12 protein-coding genes are annotated in these 19,530 nt (G+C 61.9%); 1 reads left to right on the top strand and 11 read right to left on the bottom strand.

The features are described from left to right. Positions 1–158: 158 nt before the first annotated feature. The 11 genes from BLW11_RS14125 to BLW11_RS14175 all read right to left on the bottom strand — a co-directional run bounded on the left by BLW11_RS14125 (position 159) and on the right by BLW11_RS14175 (position 14,122). Positions 159–746 carry a glutathione S-transferase gene (locus BLW11_RS14125; RefSeq protein ID WP_048358163.1) on the bottom strand — a complete coding sequence of 196 codons (588 nt, stop codon included), beginning with the start codon at positions 744–746 and terminating at the stop codon, positions 159–161. Beyond that, positions 743–4,384 carry an AAA family ATPase gene (locus tag BLW11_RS14130; RefSeq protein ID WP_048358162.1) on the bottom strand — a complete coding sequence of 1,214 codons (3,642 nt, stop codon included), beginning with the start codon at positions 4,382–4,384 and terminating at the stop codon, positions 743–745. The genes BLW11_RS14125 and BLW11_RS14130 overlap by 4 nt, the downstream gene beginning before the upstream one ends. After that, entirely contained in the window at positions 4,381–5,625 is a 1,245-nt protein-coding gene (locus BLW11_RS14135; RefSeq protein ID WP_048358161.1) for an exonuclease SbcCD subunit D C-terminal domain-containing protein, read from the bottom strand. The genes BLW11_RS14130 and BLW11_RS14135 overlap by 4 nt, the downstream gene beginning before the upstream one ends. A gap of 63 nt (positions 5,626–5,688) precedes the next feature. Beyond that, positions 5,689–7,323, bottom strand: coding sequence for a BatD family protein (locus BLW11_RS14140; protein WP_048358160.1), 1,635 nt, complete (start codon positions 7,321–7,323; stop codon positions 5,689–5,691). Then, a complete protein-coding gene (locus BLW11_RS14145; protein ID WP_048358159.1) occupies positions 7,320–9,053 on the bottom strand; it encodes a VWA domain-containing protein in 1,734 nt (577 codons plus the stop codon). The genes BLW11_RS14140 and BLW11_RS14145 overlap by 4 nt, the downstream gene beginning before the upstream one ends. Beyond that, positions 9,050–10,126 (bottom strand): vWA domain-containing protein, encoded by a 1,077-nt coding sequence (locus tag BLW11_RS14150; RefSeq protein ID WP_048358158.1) that lies wholly within the window; start codon positions 10,124–10,126, stop codon positions 9,050–9,052. The genes BLW11_RS14145 and BLW11_RS14150 overlap by 4 nt, the downstream gene beginning before the upstream one ends. Beyond that, entirely contained in the window at positions 10,119–10,613 is a 495-nt protein-coding gene (locus BLW11_RS14155) for a DUF4381 domain-containing protein (protein WP_048358157.1), read from the bottom strand. Before BLW11_RS14155 ends, BLW11_RS14150 begins: the two co-directional genes overlap by 8 nt. Further along, positions 10,610–11,554: a DUF58 domain-containing protein gene (locus tag BLW11_RS14160; protein ID WP_048358156.1), complete on the bottom strand. Its 945-nt coding sequence runs from the start codon at positions 11,552–11,554 to the stop codon at positions 10,610–10,612. Before BLW11_RS14160 ends, BLW11_RS14155 begins: the two co-directional genes overlap by 4 nt. A gap of 3 nt (positions 11,555–11,557) precedes the next feature. Beyond that, a complete protein-coding gene (locus BLW11_RS14165; protein ID WP_003444726.1) occupies positions 11,558–12,517 on the bottom strand; it encodes an AAA family ATPase in 960 nt (319 codons plus the stop codon). A 346-nt stretch (positions 12,518–12,863) separates the two neighbouring features. Then, a complete protein-coding gene (locus BLW11_RS14170) occupies positions 12,864–13,610 on the bottom strand; it encodes an amidohydrolase family protein (RefSeq protein ID WP_048358155.1) in 747 nt (248 codons plus the stop codon). A gap of 155 nt (positions 13,611–13,765) precedes the next feature. Then, complete coding sequence (locus BLW11_RS14175) at positions 13,766–14,122, bottom strand: hypothetical protein (protein WP_048358154.1); 357 nt, start codon at positions 14,120–14,122, stop codon at positions 13,766–13,768. A 521-nt stretch (positions 14,123–14,643) separates the two neighbouring features. On the opposite strand from BLW11_RS14175, the gene BLW11_RS14180 reads away from it, so the two are divergent. Then, positions 14,644–19,500, top strand: coding sequence for an NAD-glutamate dehydrogenase (locus BLW11_RS14180; protein ID WP_048358153.1), 4,857 nt, complete (start codon positions 14,644–14,646; stop codon positions 19,498–19,500). Positions 19,501–19,530: the final 30 nt, after the last annotated feature.

The following is a 19,530-nucleotide window of genomic DNA, read 5'->3' on the forward strand; positions in this document are numbered from 1 at the left end:
GCCGGCATTGATCAGGCCATAAACTAAAGTCGGGGCCCGGGTGAGCCCATATCCGCGCAATCACTTGTCACGGATATGGGTTGCACCGCTGATGTGACCTGTCAGTAGGCCTTTCCAGCAGGTGAATGATCAACGAGCGATGCAAACCAGACCTTGCTTCAGGGTTTTTTCATCACCGAAACAAACAGTTCCGACACCAAAAACCGCTCCAGCCACGCTTTAAGGTGCGGGAACGGCGACTGTTCAAACCAGTCGCGATCCACATGGGCAAACTGGCGCACAAACGGCGCCAGCGCCACATCGGCCAGGCTTAGGGCGGGCCCGGCAAGGTAGGGCGTACGCGTCAGCAAGTCTTCCAGCCCCTGCAAAAAAACGGCCCCTTGTGCCCGGTAAAACTCCATTGGATGTTCCGGGTAGCGGATGGCGTATTTGTAGCGGTCCAGCAGCACCTTGAAAGTGTTGTCGTTGGCCTCGATCAGTGCCGCGCTATCCGCCTGCAACCAGTTATCCGGGTCATGCCGGGCCAGCGCCCAGTGCATGATGCCCAGGCTTTGCTCGATCACCCGGCCATCGGCACAGACCAGTACCGGTACCGTGCCTTTTGGCGAAGCGGCCAGCATTTCGGCCGGTTTGGCTTTAAGGCTGACTTCCACAATCGACAGCGGCACGCCGCAGTAGTGCAAGGCCATGCGCGCACGCATGGCATAGGGGCAGCGGCGGAAGGAATACAGCACGTGCCCGGTCATTTGACCTCCACGGTGCTCAAGCCGTTGCCTTGGCGCCGCACCTGGATCTGCACCGGGATGCGCTCGTGCATTTCCTGCACATGGGAAATCACCCCGACCTTGCGCCCCTGGGCCTGCAAGCCGTCCAGTGCGTCCATCGCCAATTGCAGCGACTCGGGGTCGAGGCTGCCGAAGCCTTCGTCGATAAACAGCGATTCGATTTTCAGCGTGCTGGAGGCCATCGAGGCCAGGCCCAGGGCCAAGGCCAGGGATACCAGGAAGGTCTCACCCCCGGACAGCGAGTGCACAGAGCGCAGTTCGTCACCCATTTCGGTGTCCATCACCAGCAAACCGAGCATGCTGCCGCCGCGTTTGAGGCGGTAGCGACGCACCAGTTGGCGCAGCTGCACGTTGGCGTGGTGCACCAGCAGGTCGAGGTTGTAGGCCTGGGCGATCTTGCGGAACTTGTCGCCCGTACCGGAACCGATCAGGTCACTGAGCCGCGCCCAGCGCTGCCATTCTTCATAGGCCTGGGCGATGCGTTGGGCCAGTGCCTGGTTGGCCTGCTGGCGGCGCTGGTCTTCGCTTTGCTGGGCCCGCAATTCGGCGCATTGCTGCTCGCTGACGGCCAGTTGTGCGTGCAGTTCGCTGAGGGCGATGTTGAGTGACTCGGCATCCAGGTTGCCATTGGCGTGCGCCTGGTGCTGGGCCAGACGCTGTACGCGCTCTTGCAGCAAGACGCGGGCTTGCTCGACGGCTTTTTCGCTGTTTTGCAGTTGCAGGCGCAGTTCGCGTACCTGTGCTTCGTCATAGGCCAGCAATTGCTGCAAACGACTGTCATCAAGCTCGTTGTGCTGTGCCCGCCATTGCGCGAGCAGGGCGTTGAGGGTGTCGTGCTCTTGTTGCAAGGCGTGCAGGCGCCCTTGCTCGGACTTAAGCTCGGCAGCGAGCTGGAGCAATTGGTTGGCGGTGGCTTGCAGGGCTTGTTCGGCCTGGGTCTGGGCGGTGCGGGCCAGTTCGACAGCCTGTTCCAGGGTTTGCTGCCACTGCTCGGCGCTGCTGAAGTCGCCCAGCCACTGTTTGAGGCTGTGCCGGCTTGTCTGTTGCTGCTCGCCGAGTTCCTTGACGTTGCGCTGCAGAGCGTCCAGTTCCTTGCGGCGGTTGGCCTGCTGATACTGCTCGCGCTCGATGCTGCTCGCTCTTTCAGCCTGCTCGGCTTGTTCGTCCCGTTGCTGGTTGAGTTGCGCCACCCGATCAGCCACTTGCTGGTCGAGGGCCATGAAGCAGGCGCTGGCGTTATCACGCAGCGCGTCGAGGGTGGCAGGGGCCAGCACGCCGGCCAACTCGCTCAGTTCATCGTCAAGGCGCTGACTGTCGGCATTGAGGTGCAATTGCTGCTCAGCCAATTGCTGGGTGGCGAGTTGGCTGGCTTCGGTGCAGCGCTGGACTTGCTGCTGCAAGTGGGCGGCTTCTTTTTGCAAGGCGAGCAGGGCGTTCTGGCGCTGTTCGTCTTGGGTGATGCTGTGCTGCAACTGGCTCAGGCGCTGGGTCAGCCATTGCTCACGCCTGGCCGGGTCCTGGGCCAGCCATTGTTCATGGAGCGGATGTGCTTCAAGGCTTGGGGCGAGGGCCTGCTGCTCTTGGTGGAGGCGCTCTTGCTGGAGCAAAAATTCTTTTTGCTGGGCGATCAGCCCACCGACTTTTTCGCGCAGTTGGGCGAGGGTTTCCTTGAGCCCGTCGACCACAGTCCGGGCGTTGGCCTCTTCCTGTTCATCGTGACGGGTCAGGCTGTGCAGCAACGCTTCAGGCTGATGGTACGGATGTTCGGCGCTGCCACACACCGGGCATGGCTGGTCATCTTGCAGCTGCCCACGGAGTTCCTCGACGCTGGCGCTACGGGCCAGGCGCTGGCGCTCCAGAAGCTGGCGGGTGATCTGCAGGGTTTGCTCGGCCACCTCAAGGTCGGCTTTGGCCTGAATGCCTTGCTGGCTCAGACGCTCCCGTTCCTGCTGCACGCTTTGTTGCTTGAGTTGCAGTTCGTGCAGGCGGTTGTCCAGCGCCTGCTGGCTGCTGCACAGGCGCTGCAACTCTTCAAATGCACGCTGTTGCTGGCGGTTGTCTTGCAGCAAGCTGCCCAGGGTCTGGATTTGCTCGTTGACCGCGTGGGGCTCGGCCCCGGCTTCCTGGAACAGGATTTCCAGGCTGTTGCGCAGCCCGGTCAGTTCCTGCGAGGCCTGCTGTGCCCGAAGCTCCAGGCCCGGTACTTCCTTGCGCCCGGTGCTCAGGTTATTGCTCAACCGCACCAATTGCTGAAGCCGTGGGCGATAGGCGTCCCAGGCACTGGCCAGTGGCGCGAGCGCGTTGCTGTGTTCGAGCTGCGCGGCTATTTGTACAAGGCGTTCGGCGCCTTGTTGCTGGCGCTCAAGCAACGTATTGAGCGCCAGTTGCCCTTCGGTGCACGCCTCTTCGGCCTGCTGCTGGAGGGCTTGCTGGGTGGTGAGGGTCTGGGTCAGGCGATTGAGGTTGGCCTGTTCCAGATGGGCTTGTTGCACCTGGGGGGCGCAATCGCGCTGCAGGGTCTGGGCATGGGTCGCCGCCAGCCGGGCGGTGTGCAGCTCGGCTTCAAGCCGGGTTCGGCGCTCGCCCAATTCGGTCTGTTGCTGAAGATGGGCGCTGATGTGCCCGGCCAATGGACTCAGTTGCGCATCCAGCTCGGCCAACCGGGCAAATTGATGGCGCTGCGGCGCCAGTTGTTCGAGCAGATGCAGGGTCTGGCGCTGATCGGCCTGGCTGTCCCACAGGGTTTGCGCTTGCTGCAATTGCTCGGCGGCACTGTGTTGCTGTTCTTGCAGTTCGCTCAGGGTTTTGAGCCAGGTGTGTTGCAGCTCCAGCTGCTTGAGCTGCCCTTGCTGGTTTTTTAACTGCTGCTGCGCGTCGTTGAAGCGCTGGTCCAGTTCGGCGCGATCCTGGGGCTCAAGGGGGGTGACGCCCACGGCCTGATCCTGCAATTGCCTGTGCGCGTCCTTGGCTTCTTTGGCCTTGTCGAATGCGCGCTTGCCCAGACGGGTGTAGAGCGCGGTGTCGGTGAGTTTTTCCAGCAGTTCACTGCGTTCGTTGTCATCGGCCTTGAGAAAGGCGCTGAACTCGCTCTGGGCCAGCATCACGGCGCGGGTGAACTGTTCGAAATTGAGCCCCAGCCGGGACTCGAGCTGGACTTTGTAGTCGCCTTTCTGGCTGGCCAGCAGTTGATCGCTGTCTAGATCGCGCAGGCTCTGGCGGCTGGCTTGCAGCTTGCCTGTGGCCTTTTCGCGGGCGCGGTTGGCCTCCCAGCGTGCGCGGTAGCGACGGCCGTCGATGCCCACAAAGTCGACTTCGGCATAGCCTTCGCCGGTGCCACGGCGCAGCAGGGTGCGCGGGTCGCCGGTGGCGATTTCGCCGTCGGCATCCGGGACCTTCGCATCGCGACCGGTGTTGTTCAGCCGGGGCACGGCGCCAAACAGGGCCAGGCACAGGGCGTCGAGCAGGGTGCTCTTGCCGGCGCCGGTAGGGCCGGTGATTGCAAACAGCCCGGCGCTGGCCAGGGGTTCTGCGGTGAAATCGAGTTCGAAGGGGCCGGCCAGGGAGGCGAGGTTTTTCAGGCGAATGGCGAGAATTTTCATGGCTGTTCACCTTCTTGCTGAACTTCCTGCAGCAACACGGCGAAGTCCTTGAGGGTCTGTTCGTCGGCGTCGCTGCCATAGTTTTCTTGCCAGGCCCGGCTGAACAGTTCCTGGGGCGTCAACTGGTCGAGTTCGATCAGCCGTGAGCCGTCGTCATCCCCGGCCCGGCTGCCGCTGCCGGCATATTCGGCGGCGATGCGCACCAGTCGCACGGATTTGCCCTGCAGCGCGGTTTCGATTTGTTGGCGCAAGTCGGGCTGCGGCTCGTCAAGTTTGACCCGCACTTCAAGCCAGGGCTGGCGCTGGGTATCGGCCAGCAAGTCGATATCGGGCAGCTCACCCAGCTGGGTGAGGATGTCGGCCAGGGGCAGCGGGCCGACACGTTGCAGATTGACGGAGCGGGGGATCAGCAGCGGCTCGACGCTGACCAGTGTTTCGCCATCGAGTTTCACGTCGAGGATCTGATGCGGGTAGGCGATTTCCGAGAAGGACAGCGGGATCGGTGAGCCGCAGTAGCGGATCCGGTCTTCGCTGTTGACGCGCTGCGGCTTGTGCAAGTGGCCCAGGGCGACATAGCTGATGCTGGGGCCGAACAGGCTGGCGGGCAGTGCTTCGGCGTTGCCGATGATCAGGCTGCGCTCGGAGTCTTCCGAGACGGAGCCGCCGGCCATGTGCGCGTGGCTGATGGCGATCAGGGCCTGGCCCGGCTGGCGTTTGGCGTTGGCCGCGGCGATCAGTTTTTCATGGACCTGGCCGATACCGCGCAGGTAGTCATCCCCCAGGTGTGCGCCAGTCACTTCTGCTGGGCGCAGAAACGGCAGTGCCAGGCACCAGGCACCAATGTTGTCGTTGGCATCGGGCAGGGGGATGAGCAGGCGTTCGGCGTCGAGCTGGCCGTCATCGAGCCATAACACCCGGCCCAGCGCGTGGGTGCGCAAACGGCGCATCAGCGGGGCGGGCAGTTCGATGCGCGAGCCGGAATCGTGGTTGCCGGCAATCATCACGATGGTGAGTTTGGGTTGTTGCTCATGGGCGCTGACGATGAAGTCGTAGAGCCGTTCCTGGGCTTTGACCGGCGGGTTGACGGTGTCGAAGATGTCCCCGGCAATCAGCAGTACATCGGGTTGCTGTTGCCCCAGTTGGGCCAGGAGCCAGGTTAAAAAGCAGGCGTGTTCGAAGTCGCGTTCCTGGCCATGGAGGTTTTGCCCCAAGTGCCAGTCGGAAGTGTGAAACAGGCGCATAACAGAATCCGTTAAAAAGGTCTGGCAACCCGTTCGCTCAGGCGGTCACGGGTTGTCGGGGAATTATTTGGGGTAGAGGGGCGGCAGGCTGCTCGGTTCGCTGCCCGCGTCCTGCTCGCGCTCGGCGGCAGGAATGCTGCGAATGGCTTTCCACAGTTCCTCACCTTGCCAGTACTGGCCGGTTTCGCTGTAAAGCGCGCCGTTGAGTCCGTCCAGGGCGTCGGACAGCAATACAAAGCGCGCGGCCATGTCGGCCAGGGTTTCGGGTTGTTGCCGGGCCCAGGCATCGAGGGCCTGGCGCGTAGCCTGCGGGTCGTTGGCCAGGCAGGCGCGTTTAAGGTCGTCGAGCAAAGTGCGCGGGCTTGGACCGGTTTGCGCAGCACGCAAAATCGCCGGTTGCCAACGTGCGCGCCACCACAGGCCCAGGCTCGCCAGGGTGGTGAGGGCCAGGATCAGGGTGCTGAGCTGCCAGATCCACAGCGAGGACTCTTCGTTGAGTGCCGTCGGGGTGTTGCTGACGGGGGTGTCCACTGCCAGGTTCGGGTTGGTCGCTGCCAGCAGCGTGCGGGCGGGCAGGTAAGTGCGTTCCAGGTGGTCTTCATGGGTGTTCCACCACACCACTTCGACGGCGGGCAATTCGATCTGGCCGACCCGGGTCGGTACCAGCGCTTCACGTTCTTCGCGGCTGCCGATCAGGCCGTTTTCGGTGATCTGATTGCTCAGTTGCGGCAGGTCGGGGTAGCGCCGCAAACCGTTGACGTCAGTGGCGGGCAGTGGCGGCAGCTGGGCGCTGGACAGGCCTTCGGCCTTGAGGGTCAGGGTGCGGGTCAGTGACTCGCCGACCAGAGTATGGTCAGGCTCGGGGTTCCAGGTTTCGCTCATGCTCAGGCTGCGCGCAGGCAACCAGGGCGCATTGGGCGGGTATGCATCGGGCTTGGGCATGACGGTCAGCGGGACCTCGGACGAGGTCGCGTGCACCAGTTTTCCGGGTTTGGGCCCAAGCGGGGCAGGGGCTGTGGCTTGCTGGCTGTCGACCTGGGTGGCGCTGAAGGTTTGCGCCGGGATGATGAGCTCGCCACTGCGCTGCGGGTAGATGCCGTAGCGGCGTTCGATCACGCCGTGGCGCACGCCGTTGATCAGCTTTTCGTAGGTGCGGGACTCGCCCAGTTGCTCGACGATGGCGTCGTCGAGGTGCAAGGGGGTGAGGCTGCTGTCGTCGTAGAGCGCTACAGAATGGTAAATGCGCAGGGTCAGCAATGCCTGGGCCTGCACGTAGACGCTGGGCTGGTCGAGGGTGGCTTCGATAAACACCGGAGCCAGTTCGTTGTCGCTGGCCACGCTTTGAGTCACGTTGAGGTTGATCGGCTGGCTGTGATATTCGCCCACTTGCAGCGGCGGGATGATCACCGCGCCGGTCTGTTTGGGCTGCAGGGTGATGATCCAGCGGGTGGTGCCCTTGTTGTCATCGCTGATGCTGTTGAGCTGGTTGACCTGGCGCGTGCCGCGCACTTCAAACAGGCTGTCCAGGGGCGTCAGGTCGGGTTTGCCGAACAGCGTGACGTCGTCGGATTCAAGTGTCAGCTCGACGGTTTCGCCGGAGTTGAGTTGATCGCGGTCAACACTGGCGACCAGTCCCATGGCGTGGGCCGGCAAGGTCCAGCAACACAGCAGTAGAAGCAAAACGCAGAGGCGGTTCATTTAGGCGAGTCCTGATGTAGCTGCTGTTCGTACCAGAATTTGCGTCGCAACAATTCGCTGGGGTTGTCGGGGATCTGTCTGAGCCATTGTTCCAGTGCCTGGCGCTGTTCTTCGCTGGTCTGGTTGGCAGCCGGCGCTGGCGGGCGAGTGCTCGGTTCATCACCCGGCTCACCGTTGGCGTTCGGCGGTGCGTCGGGGCTGGTCAGCTCGTCCGGTGGCGCCTCGGCGGTGGGCGTGGTGGCCGAGCTGTTTTCCTGATTGTGTGCCGTGGTGCTTGAGGCTCCCTGTGCGCTGCTGCTGAGCGGCGTTGGCTGCTCGGTGGGCGGCGGGTCGGGTTCGGTTGTTTTTTCGGGTTCGGCCTGGGCCTTGTTTTGCTCCAGCAGTTGCTCGACCAGGGCCTTGTTGTGCGCGGCAGCCTGCAGGTCGGGTTGCAGTTCGATCGCCTGTTCATAGGCATCGATGGCCGCGTCCAGCTCACCGTTCATGGCCAGCGCATTGCCGCGATTATAGTGCGCGTCGGCGCTGTTGACCTCGGCAAAGCGTTGGGCTGCGCCGGCATAGTCACCGGCCTCATACAACGCCAGGCCCTTCCACATCGGGTCGCTGAAGCGCTCGACGGCCTGCAGCGGTTTTTTTTGCTCCAGCAGCCGCTGGCCCTGTTGGTCCGGGCGCAGCCACAGGTCGGTGAAGCTCATGGCATAGCTTGGCTGGGGCGCGAGCATGAACAGCAAGGGCAGGCAAAACAGCCAGCCGCGGCGACCGGCACAGGCCACCAGCAGCAGAAGTGGCAGCAACAGCCAGTAGCCCTGGTCGGCCCAGGAATCCAGGCGCAGGGTTTCACCGTTGTCGCGCATATTTCGAGGGCCATCGAGCAGGCCCAGGCCGCGCAGGTCGTTGTCATCCATGCGGGCCTGGCGATAGCGGCCGTCCGCGTCCAGGGCAAATGCCCGCAGGCTGGGGCTGTCGAGGCGTGGCAGAAGGATGGCGCCCTGGTCGTCCTTGAGGAATTGCCCGTTTTCGTCCACCACCGGTGCGCCTTCGCGACTGCCGATACCCAGTATCAGCAACTGCGGGGAGCGGCCGTTCAACGTCTGGCGGATGCCGTCCCGCTCCTGCTCGCTGAGGGCCGAGGTGATGAGCAGCAAGCGGCCCTGGCCCAATTCGCCCTGATCCAGCAGTTTGAGGGCCCTGGCAACCGCCAGGTCGGCCCGATGCCCGGGTTGCGGCATGATGGACGGCTTGAGGGCCTCAAGCAGGTTGCGGCTGGTGGCGAAGTCATCGGACAGCGGCACCAAGGTGTGAGCACTGCCGGCGTAGACGATCACGGCGGTCTGGGCGTCCATGCGGTTTTGCAGCAGGTCGTAGATTTTGCGCCGCGCCTGTTCCAGCCGGTTGGGCGAGCTGTCGGTGGCGAGCATCTCGGGGGTCAGTTCGAGCATGATCACCAGCGGGTCGGCAGGTTTTTGCGTGGACTGTTCGACCCTTTGCCAGCTGGGCCCGAGCAACGCCAGCAGGGCCAACAGCCAGCCGAGGCCGAGGGCGATCCACGGCAACTTGCTGTTGCGGCCATTGCCACCGCTGAGCAGGACGCGATGAAAGGCGACCGGCAGGATCATCTGCCAGCGGCCTGCGCGTTTTTCCCGGTGCCAGCGTTTCCACAGCAGCCAGCCGAGCAGCGGCAGGATCAGCAGCCATTCGGGGCGGAACCAGTGCGGCCAGAGCGCGCTCATCGGCGCCTCCGCAGGCGCAGGCGCTTGAGGCGCGCGCGCCAGTCAGGATGTTGCTGCAGAAAACGCTCCTTGCTCAGCCAGCGTTGCACGGGGCTGTTGGGCCATAGTTCACGGATTACCAGCAGCACGCTCAGCAGCAGGGCCGCTGCCAGTGGCCAGCTGTAGAGCGACTGCGCCGGGCGGGCCTGGGTGGGTTGCTGAGCCACGGGTTCAAGCTGGTCGAGGGTGTCCTTGATGGTCGCCAGTTCGCCGCCATCGCGGGCGCGGAAGTATTGGCCACCGGTGATTTTGGCGATCTCTTCGAGCGCCGGCTCATCGAGGTCGACCCCCGGATTGATGGTGAACATGCCCTTGCTGCTGCTTTCTTGTGGATCGGCGCCAATGCCGATCGGGTAAATTTTTACCCCTTCCTCGGCAGCCAGGCGTGCAGCGGTCAGCGGGTCGATCTGGCCTCCGTTGTTGGCACCGTCGGTGATCAGGATCAACACCCGGCTCTGTGCCGGGCGCTGGCGCAAGCGTTTGAGGGCCAGGCCGATGGCGTCGCCGATGGCGGTGTTTTTACCGGCGATGCCGATGCGTGCTTCGTCAAGCCAGGTATGGACGGTGTGACGGTCGAAGGTCAGGGGCGCCTGCAGGTAAGCCTGGCTGCCGAACAGAATCAGCCCCACGCGGTCGCCTTCACGTTTTTCCAGGAAGTCCCCCAGCAGGCTTTTGACCAGGTCCAGGCGGGTGACGTCTTCGCCTTGCCATTGCATATCGGGGTAGTCCATCGACCCGGAGACATCCACAGCCACCAGCAGGTCACGGCCGCTGGCGGCGATGGGCAGCGGTTCGCCCAGCCATTGCGGGCGGGCGGCGGCCGTCAGCAGCAACAGCCACAACAGCACATAGGGCGTTTGCTGGCGCCAGGAGGGCAGCGTTGCGCGTGCCTTGCGCCGGGAGAGTTCTTCCAGGTCGCTCAAAAAGCTGACTTGCAACGCCGCCTCGCCGCTGTCGGCGGCAGGCAGCAGGCGGCGCATCAGCCAGGGCAGAGGCAGCAGGGCGAAGAGCCACGGCCAGGCAAATTCAAACATGTTTGCGAATCCAGGTTTCAACCGCCTGATTGAGCCCGGCGATGGCTTTGTCATCAAGCTTGCATTCGGGCTTGTAGGCGCCCTCGACCAGCACCATCCAGCGTGTCAGGCCGGCAGCCGGGCAGCGGTTGTCGAGGAACGCCAGCCATTTGCGGCCATTGAGGGTATGGCTCTGGCTGTAGGGGTAGTGGTTGCGGCACAGGCGTTTGAGCAGGCCGTTGAGTTGTTGCAGCCAGGCACCGGCGGGTGCGCCGTCGTAGGGCTTGGGAAAGCGTGCCAGTTCTTCCAGGGCCGCCAGCCGGACCGGGTCCAGGGGTTGCTCGGCCCGGCGCGGCAGGCGTTTGGCGGGCAGATAGCGACGCAGCCACCACAGGCCCCAACCGAGCAGGGGAAGCACAATCAGCAGCAGCCACCAGCCCGGCGCTGGCGGCCAAAGACCAATCGGCGCAGGCGGGATCAGGGGTTGCAGCTGTTCAAGTTCTTTCATAGGGCTTTGCCGGGGCGTTTGGCGTTCAGGTATTCACGCAGTTGTTCGACCATTTCACTTTGGGTGCTGAGCGGCATCAGCATGACCCGCAGTTTTTGCGCCAGCAGTTCCCAGCGGGCGATGCGGGCCTCGCCCTGGGCACGGTACGCCTGGCGCAGATCGTAATTGAGCGTGTCGAGCTCAAGCTGGGCGCCGCGTTCGGCAAAGCGCAACAACCCGGCAGCGGGCAGGGCGTGGTCCAGGGGATCGGACAGCGGCAGCAGCATCAGATCGCAATGGCGCGCCAGCAGGCTCAGCTGCTGCTCGGCAGCGTCGGTGAGTGCCCGCTCATCGCAGATCACGATCACCAGGCTCCCGGGGCGCAGCACTTCACGGGCACGGATCAGGGCCATGCCCAGGGCGTCGCGGTCCGATTGCACTTCGGTGTGCAGCGATTGATTGACCCGCACCAGGCGGTTGAGCAGTTGCAGCAGGCTCTGTTTACTGCGCCGGGGTTTGATTTCGTAGTGTTCGTGGTCGCCAAACACCAGCCCGCCGACGCGGTCGTTATGGCCCAGCGCGGCCCAGCCGATGAGGCTGGCAGCCTGGGCGGCCAGCACCGACTTGAACATCAGCCCCGAGCCGAAAAACAGTCGCCGGCTTTGTTCGGCGAGGATGAAAATCGGCCGCTCGCGTTCCTCATGGAACATTTTGGTGTGGGGTTCCTGGGTGCGAGCCGTGACGCGCCAGTCGATGGTGCGCACATCGTCCCCGGCCTGGTACACCCGCACCTGGTCGAAGTCGACCCCGCGCCCGCGCAGTTTTGAGTGATGCAGCCCCACCAGCGGGCTGCGCTGGCTGGGGGAGGCGAACAGTTGCACTTCGCGCACCCGATGCCGCATTTCGATCAGCTCGGCGAGGGTGACGCGGATGCCGGGTTCGGCGGGCAGGGGGCTGTTCATCGGTCAGGCAACGGCAACGACGTCGAGGATGCGCTGTACCACGCGGTCCTGATCGATACCGGCGGCTTCGGCTTCAAACGACAGAATGATGCGATGACGCAGCACGTCAAACAGCACGGCCTGGATGTCTTCGGGGCTGACGAAGTCGCGTCCGGCCAGCCAGGCATGGGCCCGCGCGCAGCGATCCAGGGCAATCGACCCGCGGGGGCTGGCGCCGTAGGCGATCCAGTCGGCCATTTCGGGGTCGAACTTGCCCGGGGTGCGGGTGGCCATCACCAGTTGCACCAGGTATTCCTCCACGGCATCGGCCATGTACAGACCGAGGATTTCCTTGCGTGCGGCGAAGATGGCTTGCTGGCTGACCCGGCGCTCGGGCTTGGTTTCGCCGTTGAGGGCTTCACCACGGGCCTGTTGCAGGATACGGCGCTCTACGGCGGCATCCGGGAAACCGATTTTGACGTGCATCAGGAAACGGTCGAGCTGGGCTTCTGGCAGCGGGTAGGTGCCTTCCTGCTCGATGGGGTTTTGCGTGGCCATCACCAGAAACAGCGGCGACAGCTCGTAGGTGCTGCGCCCGACGCTGACCTGACGCTCGGCCATGGCTTCGAGCAGGGCCGACTGTACCTTGGCCGGGGCGCGGTTGATTTCATCCGCCAGCACCAGGTTGTGAAAAATCGGGCCTTGCTGGAACACGAAACTGCCGGTTTCCGGGCGATAGATCTCGGTGCCGGTGATGTCGGCGGGCAGCAGGTCGGGGGTGAACTGGATTCGATGGAATTGCGCTTCAATGCCCTCAGCCAGCTCTTTGATCGCCTTGGTCTTGGCCAGACCGGGCGCACCTTCGACCAGCATGTGGCCGTCAGCCAACAGTGCGATCAGCAGACGGTCAATCAACTTTTCCTGACCGAGAATCTGGGTTGAAAGAAAGGTTCGCAGCGCAAGCAGCGCTTCACGATGTTCCATCGATGACTGTTCCTGAAAAGGACACCAACGGCGCAAGAATTACGCCGGGGCTGGGGGCGTTACTTTAATCCATTGCGGGCGCTACGGACTAATGGCGGTGGGGCTTTTTGTAGGAAAAATCTTAAATCTTCAGGATTGTTGAGAATGACACTCATCTGTGCGTGATTCTTGTAGCCGCTGAGGAGCGAAGCGAGGCTGCGATCGGCTGCGCAGCAGTCGTAAATCCGGGCAGCCCGATAGTTCAGATACACCGCGGCTATCGGATTTGCGACCGCTTCGCGCTCGATCGCAGCCTCGCTTCGCTCTTCAGCGGCAACAGGGTTAATAGAGTTAAAGAGTTAAAGGGTTATAGGCCATAAAAGCTGTGGGCATTGTGCCATAGGGCCTTGTGTGCGCCGTCTTCGCCCAGAGCGTCGACCAGCAGGGTGATGTCGTTGTTGTCAAATGCACGGGGCGCACGGGTGGAGGGCAGGTCCGTGCCAAACATCAGCGCGTGGGGGTTGGCACTGTGGATCTGTTGCAGCACCTGCGGCACGGCAAAATCGACCCGGCCAAAGCCGCACGCCTTGATCCGTACGCCGTGCTCAGCCAGGCGCAACAGGCTGGGCAGGCCTTCGTGGCTTAATCCCAGATGATCGATGCTCAATGCTGGCAAGCGTCGCAGGCGGGCTTCAATACCGGCCAGCTCGCGAGAATCGATGTACAGCTCCGAATGCCAGCCGACTTGCTCATGCACGCGCACAGCCAATGATTCGAGCTGGTCGAGTTGCTCTGATCCACCGCGCTTGAGGTTGAAGCGCAGGGCGCGCACGCCGTGCTGGTGCAAGCTGTGCAGTTCTGCATCAGTAACGCTGGCCGCAAGTTGAGTGACGCCCACAAAGCCCGGCCCCAGACGCTTTAACGCAGCAATCAGGTAAGTCTGATCAAACCCCTGAAAGGAACCCGAAACCACGGCGCCGCCGACGATGCCCAATGGTTCTGCTCGCGACAGGTAGTCATCGACACTGAAAAAATCAGGCAGATAGCCGTTGTTGGGTATCAACGGGTAAGCGCGGTCAATGATGTGGCAGTGAGCGTCGAAGATCGGTGGCATGTTGGTGAACTCTGGTGGAAGTGCATAACTGTGGGAGCGAGCCTGCTCGCGATGCAGGCGACGTGGTCTGCCTGGCCCACCGCACTGATACCATCGCGAGCAGGCTCGTTCCCACACTGTGGACTGCCCTGCAAGGTTCTCTTGCTCAGTGAGGGTTATTTCAATTCGCTGATGTAGGTGCCGGTGCCTTTAAGGATGTTTTGCAGGGTTTCTTCGACTTCGGCCAGGTCGGCAGCCGCCGTGTTGTGGCTGATTTCCAGAACGTCGTCGCCTTTCAATACATCGGTATCGCCCGCGCCGATTTCGATCAGCAGGCGGGTAGGGCTCAGGGTGACTTTGATCCCGTCCAGCGTCGAAGGCTCGTCGTCGAGGGTGATTTCCAGCTCGTCTTCGTCAGGGTAGCGGGTCATCAGGAACATCTCGCCCTGATCCGTGTGGCAGCACAGCATGGCCATGTTGTCTTCTTCGTCATCACACGGGTTGGCAAGCAGGTGGTCGGTGGTCATTTGCATGGGAAATTCCTGGCGCTCTGGGCGCGGATAGGTCGAACAGGGGGCCGATTTTGCCAGCATGAACCGGTTTGTGCAGATTTGAATGCAGTTCATGGCAAATGGCTGCTAAGGATTTGCAGGTCATATCCGATGCCATCTACAGAAAATAAGGCGTTTTTATGAAGATTTATTGCCCGCAAATGCTAGGGTTATTCACTATCAGGCCCTTAGGTTACGTCCCTATGACCGAATATGTCGCCGCACCGTAAGCAGGCCGGGCGGCTCAATCGTTAAGCTGCGCGGTGATAGTTATCTCTAAAGGCACAGCCTGTTTATCCGGCAGTCGTTTTTGTAGATACCCATCCTGGAACGTGAATGTGACCCTTGGGTCACGGCCAGCTTCACCTCCCTGTCATGTTGCGCTTTCAAGGTGAATGGCCAAGGTGAATGCCGAGGCAGGCCCTGCACAGCATAGACAGCTCCCCACGCGGGAATAACACGCGACGCTTCTCTCAATAACAAGCCCAAGCGGAGTACCACAGATGGCGTTCTTCACCGCAGCCAGCAAAGCCGACTTCCAGCATCAACTGCAAGCGGCACTGGCGCAGCACATCAGTGAACAGGCACTGCCACAAGTGGCGCTGTTCGCTGAGCAATTCTTCGGCATCATTTCCCTGGATGAACTCACTCAACGTCGGATGTCCGATCTGGCAGGCTGCACGCTGTCGGCCTGGCGTCTGCTGGAACGCTTCGACCCGGCCCAGCCGCAAGTGCGGGTCTTTAACCCCGATTACGAGCGTCATGGCTGGCAGTCGACGCATACTGCGGTTGAAGTGCTGCACCATGACTTGCCCTTCCTGGTGGACTCGGTGCGAACCGAGCTGAACCGTCGCGGCTACAGCATTCATACCCTGCAAACCACGGTATTGAGCGTTCGCCGTGGCAGCAAAGGCGAGCTGCTGGAAATCCTGCCCAAGGGCACCAGTGGCGAAGGCGTCTCGCAAGAGTCGCTGATGTACCTGGAAATCGATCGCTGCGCCCATGTCGCCGAATTGAATGTGCTGAGCAAGGAACTGGAACAGGTTCTGGGCGAAGTGCGGGTGGCTGTGGCTGATTTTGAGCCGATGAAGGCCAAGGTGCAGGAGTTGCTGGATAGTGTCGACAGCTGCCAGTACGCCGTGGACGCTGATGAAAAAGCCGAGATCAAGAGCTTCCTGGAATGGCTGGTGGGCAACCACTTCACCTTCCTGGGCTATGAAGAATTCGTGGTGCGTGAAGAGGCGGATGGCGGGCATATCGAATATGACGCCAACTCCTTCCTCGGCCTGACCAAGCTGCTGCGGGCCGGCCTTACCGCCGAAGACCTGCGTATCGAAGATTACGCCGTCAGCTACCTGCGCAAACCGACCCTGTTGTCGTTTGCCAAGGCTGCACACCCGAGCCGCGTACACCGCCCGGCTTACCCGGACTACGTGTCGATCCGCCAGATCGATGCCGACGGCAACGTGATCAAGGAATGCCGCTTCATGGGCCTGTACACCTCTTCGGTGTACGGCGAAAGCGTGCGGGTGATCCCGTATATCCGCCGCAAGGTGGCCGAGATCGAACGCCGTTCTGGCTTCCAGCCCAAGGCTCACTTGGGCAAGGAATTGGCCCAGGTCGTTGAAGTACTGCCCCGTGACGACCTGTTCCAGACGCCGGTGGACGAGCTGTTCACCACCGTGATGTCGATTGTTCAGATCCAGGAGCGCAACAAGATTCGCGTGTTCCTGCGCAAAGACCCGTATGGCCGCTTCTGCTACTGCCTGGCCTACGTGCCGCGCGATGTGTACTCCACCGAAGTGCGGCAGAAAATCCAGCAGGTACTGATGGAGCGTCTGCAGGCTTCTGATTGCGAGTTCTGGACCTTCTTCTCGGAGTCGGTACTGGCCCGCGTGCAACTGATTCTGCGGGTTGATCCAAAAAACCGGATCGATATCGACCCGCTGTTGCTGGAAAAGGAAGTGATTCAGGCCTGCCGCAGCTGGCAGGACGACTACGCAAGCCTGGTGGTCGAAAGTTTCGGCGAGGCCAATGGCACCAAGGTGCTGGCGGACTTCCCCAAAGGCTTCCCGGCAGGTTATCGCGAGCGTTTTGCCGCGCACTCGGCCGTGGTCGACATGCAGCACCTGATGAGCCTGAGCGACAAAAACCCGCTGGTGATGAGCTTCTATCAGCCCCTGGGCCAGAGCGCCGGTCAGGAGCTGCATTGCAAGCTGTACCACGCTGATACGCCGCTGGCGCTGTCAGACGTACTGCCGATTCTGGAGAACCTTGGCCTGCGTGTGCTGGGCGAGTTCCCGTACCGTCTGCGTCATGCCAATGGTCGCGAGTTCTGGATCCATGACTTCGCCTTTACTGCCGGCGAAGGCTTGAACCTGGATATCCAGCAACTGAATGACACGCTGCAGGATGCATTCGTGCATATCGTGCGCGGCGACGCTGAAAACGATGCCTTTAACCGTCTGGTACTGACTGCCGGCTTGCCTTGGCGCGATGTGGCGTTGCTGCGAGCCTACGCCCGTTACCTGAAGCAGATCCGCCTGGGCTTTGACCTGGGTTACATCGCCAGCACCCTGAACAACCACACCGATATCGCCCGCGAACTGACGCGGTTGTTCAAGACCCGCTTCTACCTGGCTCGCAAGCTGACGGCCGAAGACCTCGAAGACAAGCAGCAACGTCTTGAGCAGGCGATTTTGACGGCACTGGACGACGTTCAGGTACTTAACGAAGACCGCATCCTGCGCCGTTATCTGGACCTGATCAAAGCCACCCTGCGGACCAACTTCTACCAGCCGGATGCCAACGGTCATAACCGTTCGTACTTCAGCTTCAAGTTCAACCCGCACCTGATTCCCGAGCTGCCAAAGCCAGTGCCGAAGTTTGAAATCTTCGTGTACTCGCCACGGGTTGAAGGCGTGCATTTGCGCTTCGGTAACGTGGCTCGCGGCGGTTTGCGCTGGTCGGACCGTGAAGAAGACTTCCGCACCGAAGTGCTGGGCCTGGTAAAAGCCCAGCAAGTGAAGAACTCGGTCATCGTGCCGGTGGGCGCCAAAGGCGGTTTCGTACCGCGTCGCCTGCCATTGGGCGGCGGCCGTGACGAGATCCAGGCCGAGGCGATCGCCTGCTACCGGATCTTCATCTCAGGCCTGCTGGACATCACTGACAACCTCAAGGACGGCACACTGGTACCGCCTTTGAACGTGGTTCGTCACGACGATGATGACCCGTACCTGGTGGTAGCGGCCGACAAGGGCACAGCCACCTTCTCCGACATCGCCAACGGCATTGCCATCGATTACGGCTTCTGGCTGGGCGATGCGTTCGCGTCGGGCGGCTCGGCCGGTTATGACCATAAAAAAATGGGCATTACCGCCAAGGGCGCCTGGGTTGGCGTGCAGCGTCACTTTAAAGAGCGCGGGATCAACGTCCAGAAAGACAGCATCAGTGTGGTCGGTGTCGGCGACATGGCCGGTGACGTGTTCGGCAACGGCCTGTTGATGTCCGACAAGCTTCAGCTGGTTGCGGCCTTTAACCACCTGCACATCTTCATCGATCCAAATCCGGAGCCTGCCAACAGCTTCGTTGAGCGTCAGCGCCTGTTCGATCTGCCGCGTTCGGCCTGGTCGGATTACGACACCGGCATCATGTCGGCGGGCGGCGGGATCTTCTCCCGTAGCGCAAAAAGCATCGCCATCTCCCCGGAGATGAAAGAGCGCTTCGCAATCACCGCCGACAAGCTGACCCCGACCGAACTGCTGAACGCCTTGCTCAAGGCGCCGGTGGATCTGTTGTGGAACGGCGGTATCGGCACTTACGTCAAAGCCAGCAGCGAAAGCCACGCCGATGTGGGCGACAAGGCCAACGATGCGTTGCGCGTGAATGGCAACGAGCTGCGCTGCAAGGTCGTGGGTGAGGGCGGTAACCTGGGCATGACCCAATTGGGTCGCGTCGAGTTCAACCTCAATGGCGGTGGTTCCAACACCGACTTCATCGACAACGCCGGTGGCGTGGACTGCTCTGACCACGAAGTGAATATCAAAATCCTGCTCAACGAAGTTGTGCAGGCCGGTGATATGACCGAGAAGCAGCGCAATCAGTTGCTGGGCAGCATGACCGACGAAGTGGGCGGTCTGGTGCTGGGCAACAACTACAAGCAGACCCAGGCCATTTCGTTGGCGGCCCGTCGTGCTTACGAGCGGATTGCTGAATACAAACGCCTGATGAACGACCTGGAAGCCCGTGGCAAGCTGGACCGTGCCATTGAGTTCCTGCCGTCCGAAGAGCAACTCAATGAGCGCGTTGCGGCAGGCCATGGCCTGACCCGTGCAGAGCTGTCGGTGTTGATCTCGTACAGCAAGATCGACCTCAAGGAAGCCCTGCTCAACTCTCAGGTGCCGGACGACGTCTACCTGACCCGCGACATGGAAACCGCGTTTCCGCCGATGCTGGTCAGCAAGTTTGCCGAAGCCATGCGTCGTCACCGTCTCAAGCGCGAAATCGTCAGCACCCAGATCGCCAACGACCTGGTCAACCACATGGGCATCACCTTTGTGGAGCGCTTGAAAGAGTCGACCGGCATGAGTGCGGCCAACGTGGCAGGTGCTTATGTCATCGTGCGCGACATTTTCCACCTCCCGCACTGGTTCCGTCAGATCGAAGCGCTGGACTATCAAGTGCCGGCTGAAATCCAGCTGGCGCTGATGGACGAGTTGATGCGTCTGGGCCGCCGTGCAACGCGCTGGTTCCTGCGCAGCCGTCGCAACGAGCTGGATGCTGCGCGTGATGTGGCGCACTTCGGCCCGCACCTGGCGGCATTGGGGCTCAAACTCGACGAGCTGCTTGAAGGCCCGACCCGCGAAGGCTGGCAGACGCGCTATCAGGCATACGTCGAAGCAGGCGTACCTGAGTTGCTGGCGCGGATGGTGGCCGGTACTACGCACCTGTACACCCTGTTGCCGATCATCGAAGCCTCGGATGTGACCGGTCAGAACGCTGCGGACGTGGCCAAGGCGTACTTCGCTGTTGGCAGTGCGCTGGACCTGACCTGGTACTTGCAGCAGATCAGCAACTTGCCGGTTGAGAACAACTGGCAGGCGCTGGCCCGTGAAGCGTTCCGTGACGACATCGACTGGCAGCAGCGTGCAATTACCGTTTCGGTATTGCAGATGGCTGACGCTCCTGCAGACATCGAAGAGCGTCTGGCATTGTGGCTTGAGCAGAACAACTCGATGGTTGAGCGCTGGCGCTCGATGCTGGTCGATCTGCGTGCCGCCACTGGCAACGACTACGCGATGTACGCGGTGGCCAACCGTGAGTTGCTTGACCTGGCGTTGAGCGGTCAATCCGTGATCTGACTGGCTGAGTAGCAAAAAAATAGCCCCGGC

Origin of the sequence: Pseudomonas deceptionensis, from assembly GCF_900106095.1 — a bacterium.
Taxonomy (GTDB): Bacteria; Pseudomonadota; Gammaproteobacteria; order Pseudomonadales; family Pseudomonadaceae; genus Aquipseudomonas; species Aquipseudomonas deceptionensis.

Excerpts from the sequence above, each read along its gene's own strand:
- BLW11_RS14135 (WP_048358161.1), bottom strand. The coding sequence starts at position 5,625 with ATGCGCCTGTTTCACACTTCCGACTGGCACTTGGGGCAAAACCTCCAT.
- BLW11_RS14165 (WP_003444726.1), bottom strand. The coding sequence starts at position 12,517 with ATGGAACATCGTGAAGCGCTGCTTGCGCTGCGAACCTTTCTTTCAACC.
- BLW11_RS14125 (WP_048358163.1), bottom strand. The coding sequence starts at position 746 with ATGACCGGGCACGTGCTGTATTCCTTCCGCCGCTGCCCCTATGCCATG.
- BLW11_RS14160 (WP_048358156.1), bottom strand. The coding sequence starts at position 11,554 with ATGAACAGCCCCCTGCCCGCCGAACCCGGCATCCGCGTCACCCTCGCC.
- BLW11_RS14180 (WP_048358153.1), top strand. The coding sequence starts at position 14,644 with ATGGCGTTCTTCACCGCAGCCAGCAAAGCCGACTTCCAGCATCAACTG.
- BLW11_RS14150 (WP_048358158.1), bottom strand. The coding sequence starts at position 10,126 with ATGTTTGAATTTGCCTGGCCGTGGCTCTTCGCCCTGCTGCCTCTGCCC.
- BLW11_RS14175 (WP_048358154.1), bottom strand. The coding sequence starts at position 14,122 with ATGCAAATGACCACCGACCACCTGCTTGCCAACCCGTGTGATGACGAA.
- BLW11_RS14140 (WP_048358160.1), bottom strand. The coding sequence starts at position 7,323 with ATGAACCGCCTCTGCGTTTTGCTTCTACTGCTGTGTTGCTGGACCTTG.
- BLW11_RS14130 (WP_048358162.1), bottom strand. The coding sequence starts at position 4,384 with ATGAAAATTCTCGCCATTCGCCTGAAAAACCTCGCCTCCCTGGCCGGC.
- BLW11_RS14145 (WP_048358159.1), bottom strand. The coding sequence starts at position 9,053 with ATGAGCGCGCTCTGGCCGCACTGGTTCCGCCCCGAATGGCTGCTGATC.
- BLW11_RS14170 (WP_048358155.1), bottom strand. The coding sequence starts at position 13,610 with ATGCCACCGATCTTCGACGCTCACTGCCACATCATTGACCGCGCTTAC.
- BLW11_RS14155 (WP_048358157.1), bottom strand. The coding sequence starts at position 10,613 with ATGAAAGAACTTGAACAGCTGCAACCCCTGATCCCGCCTGCGCCGATT.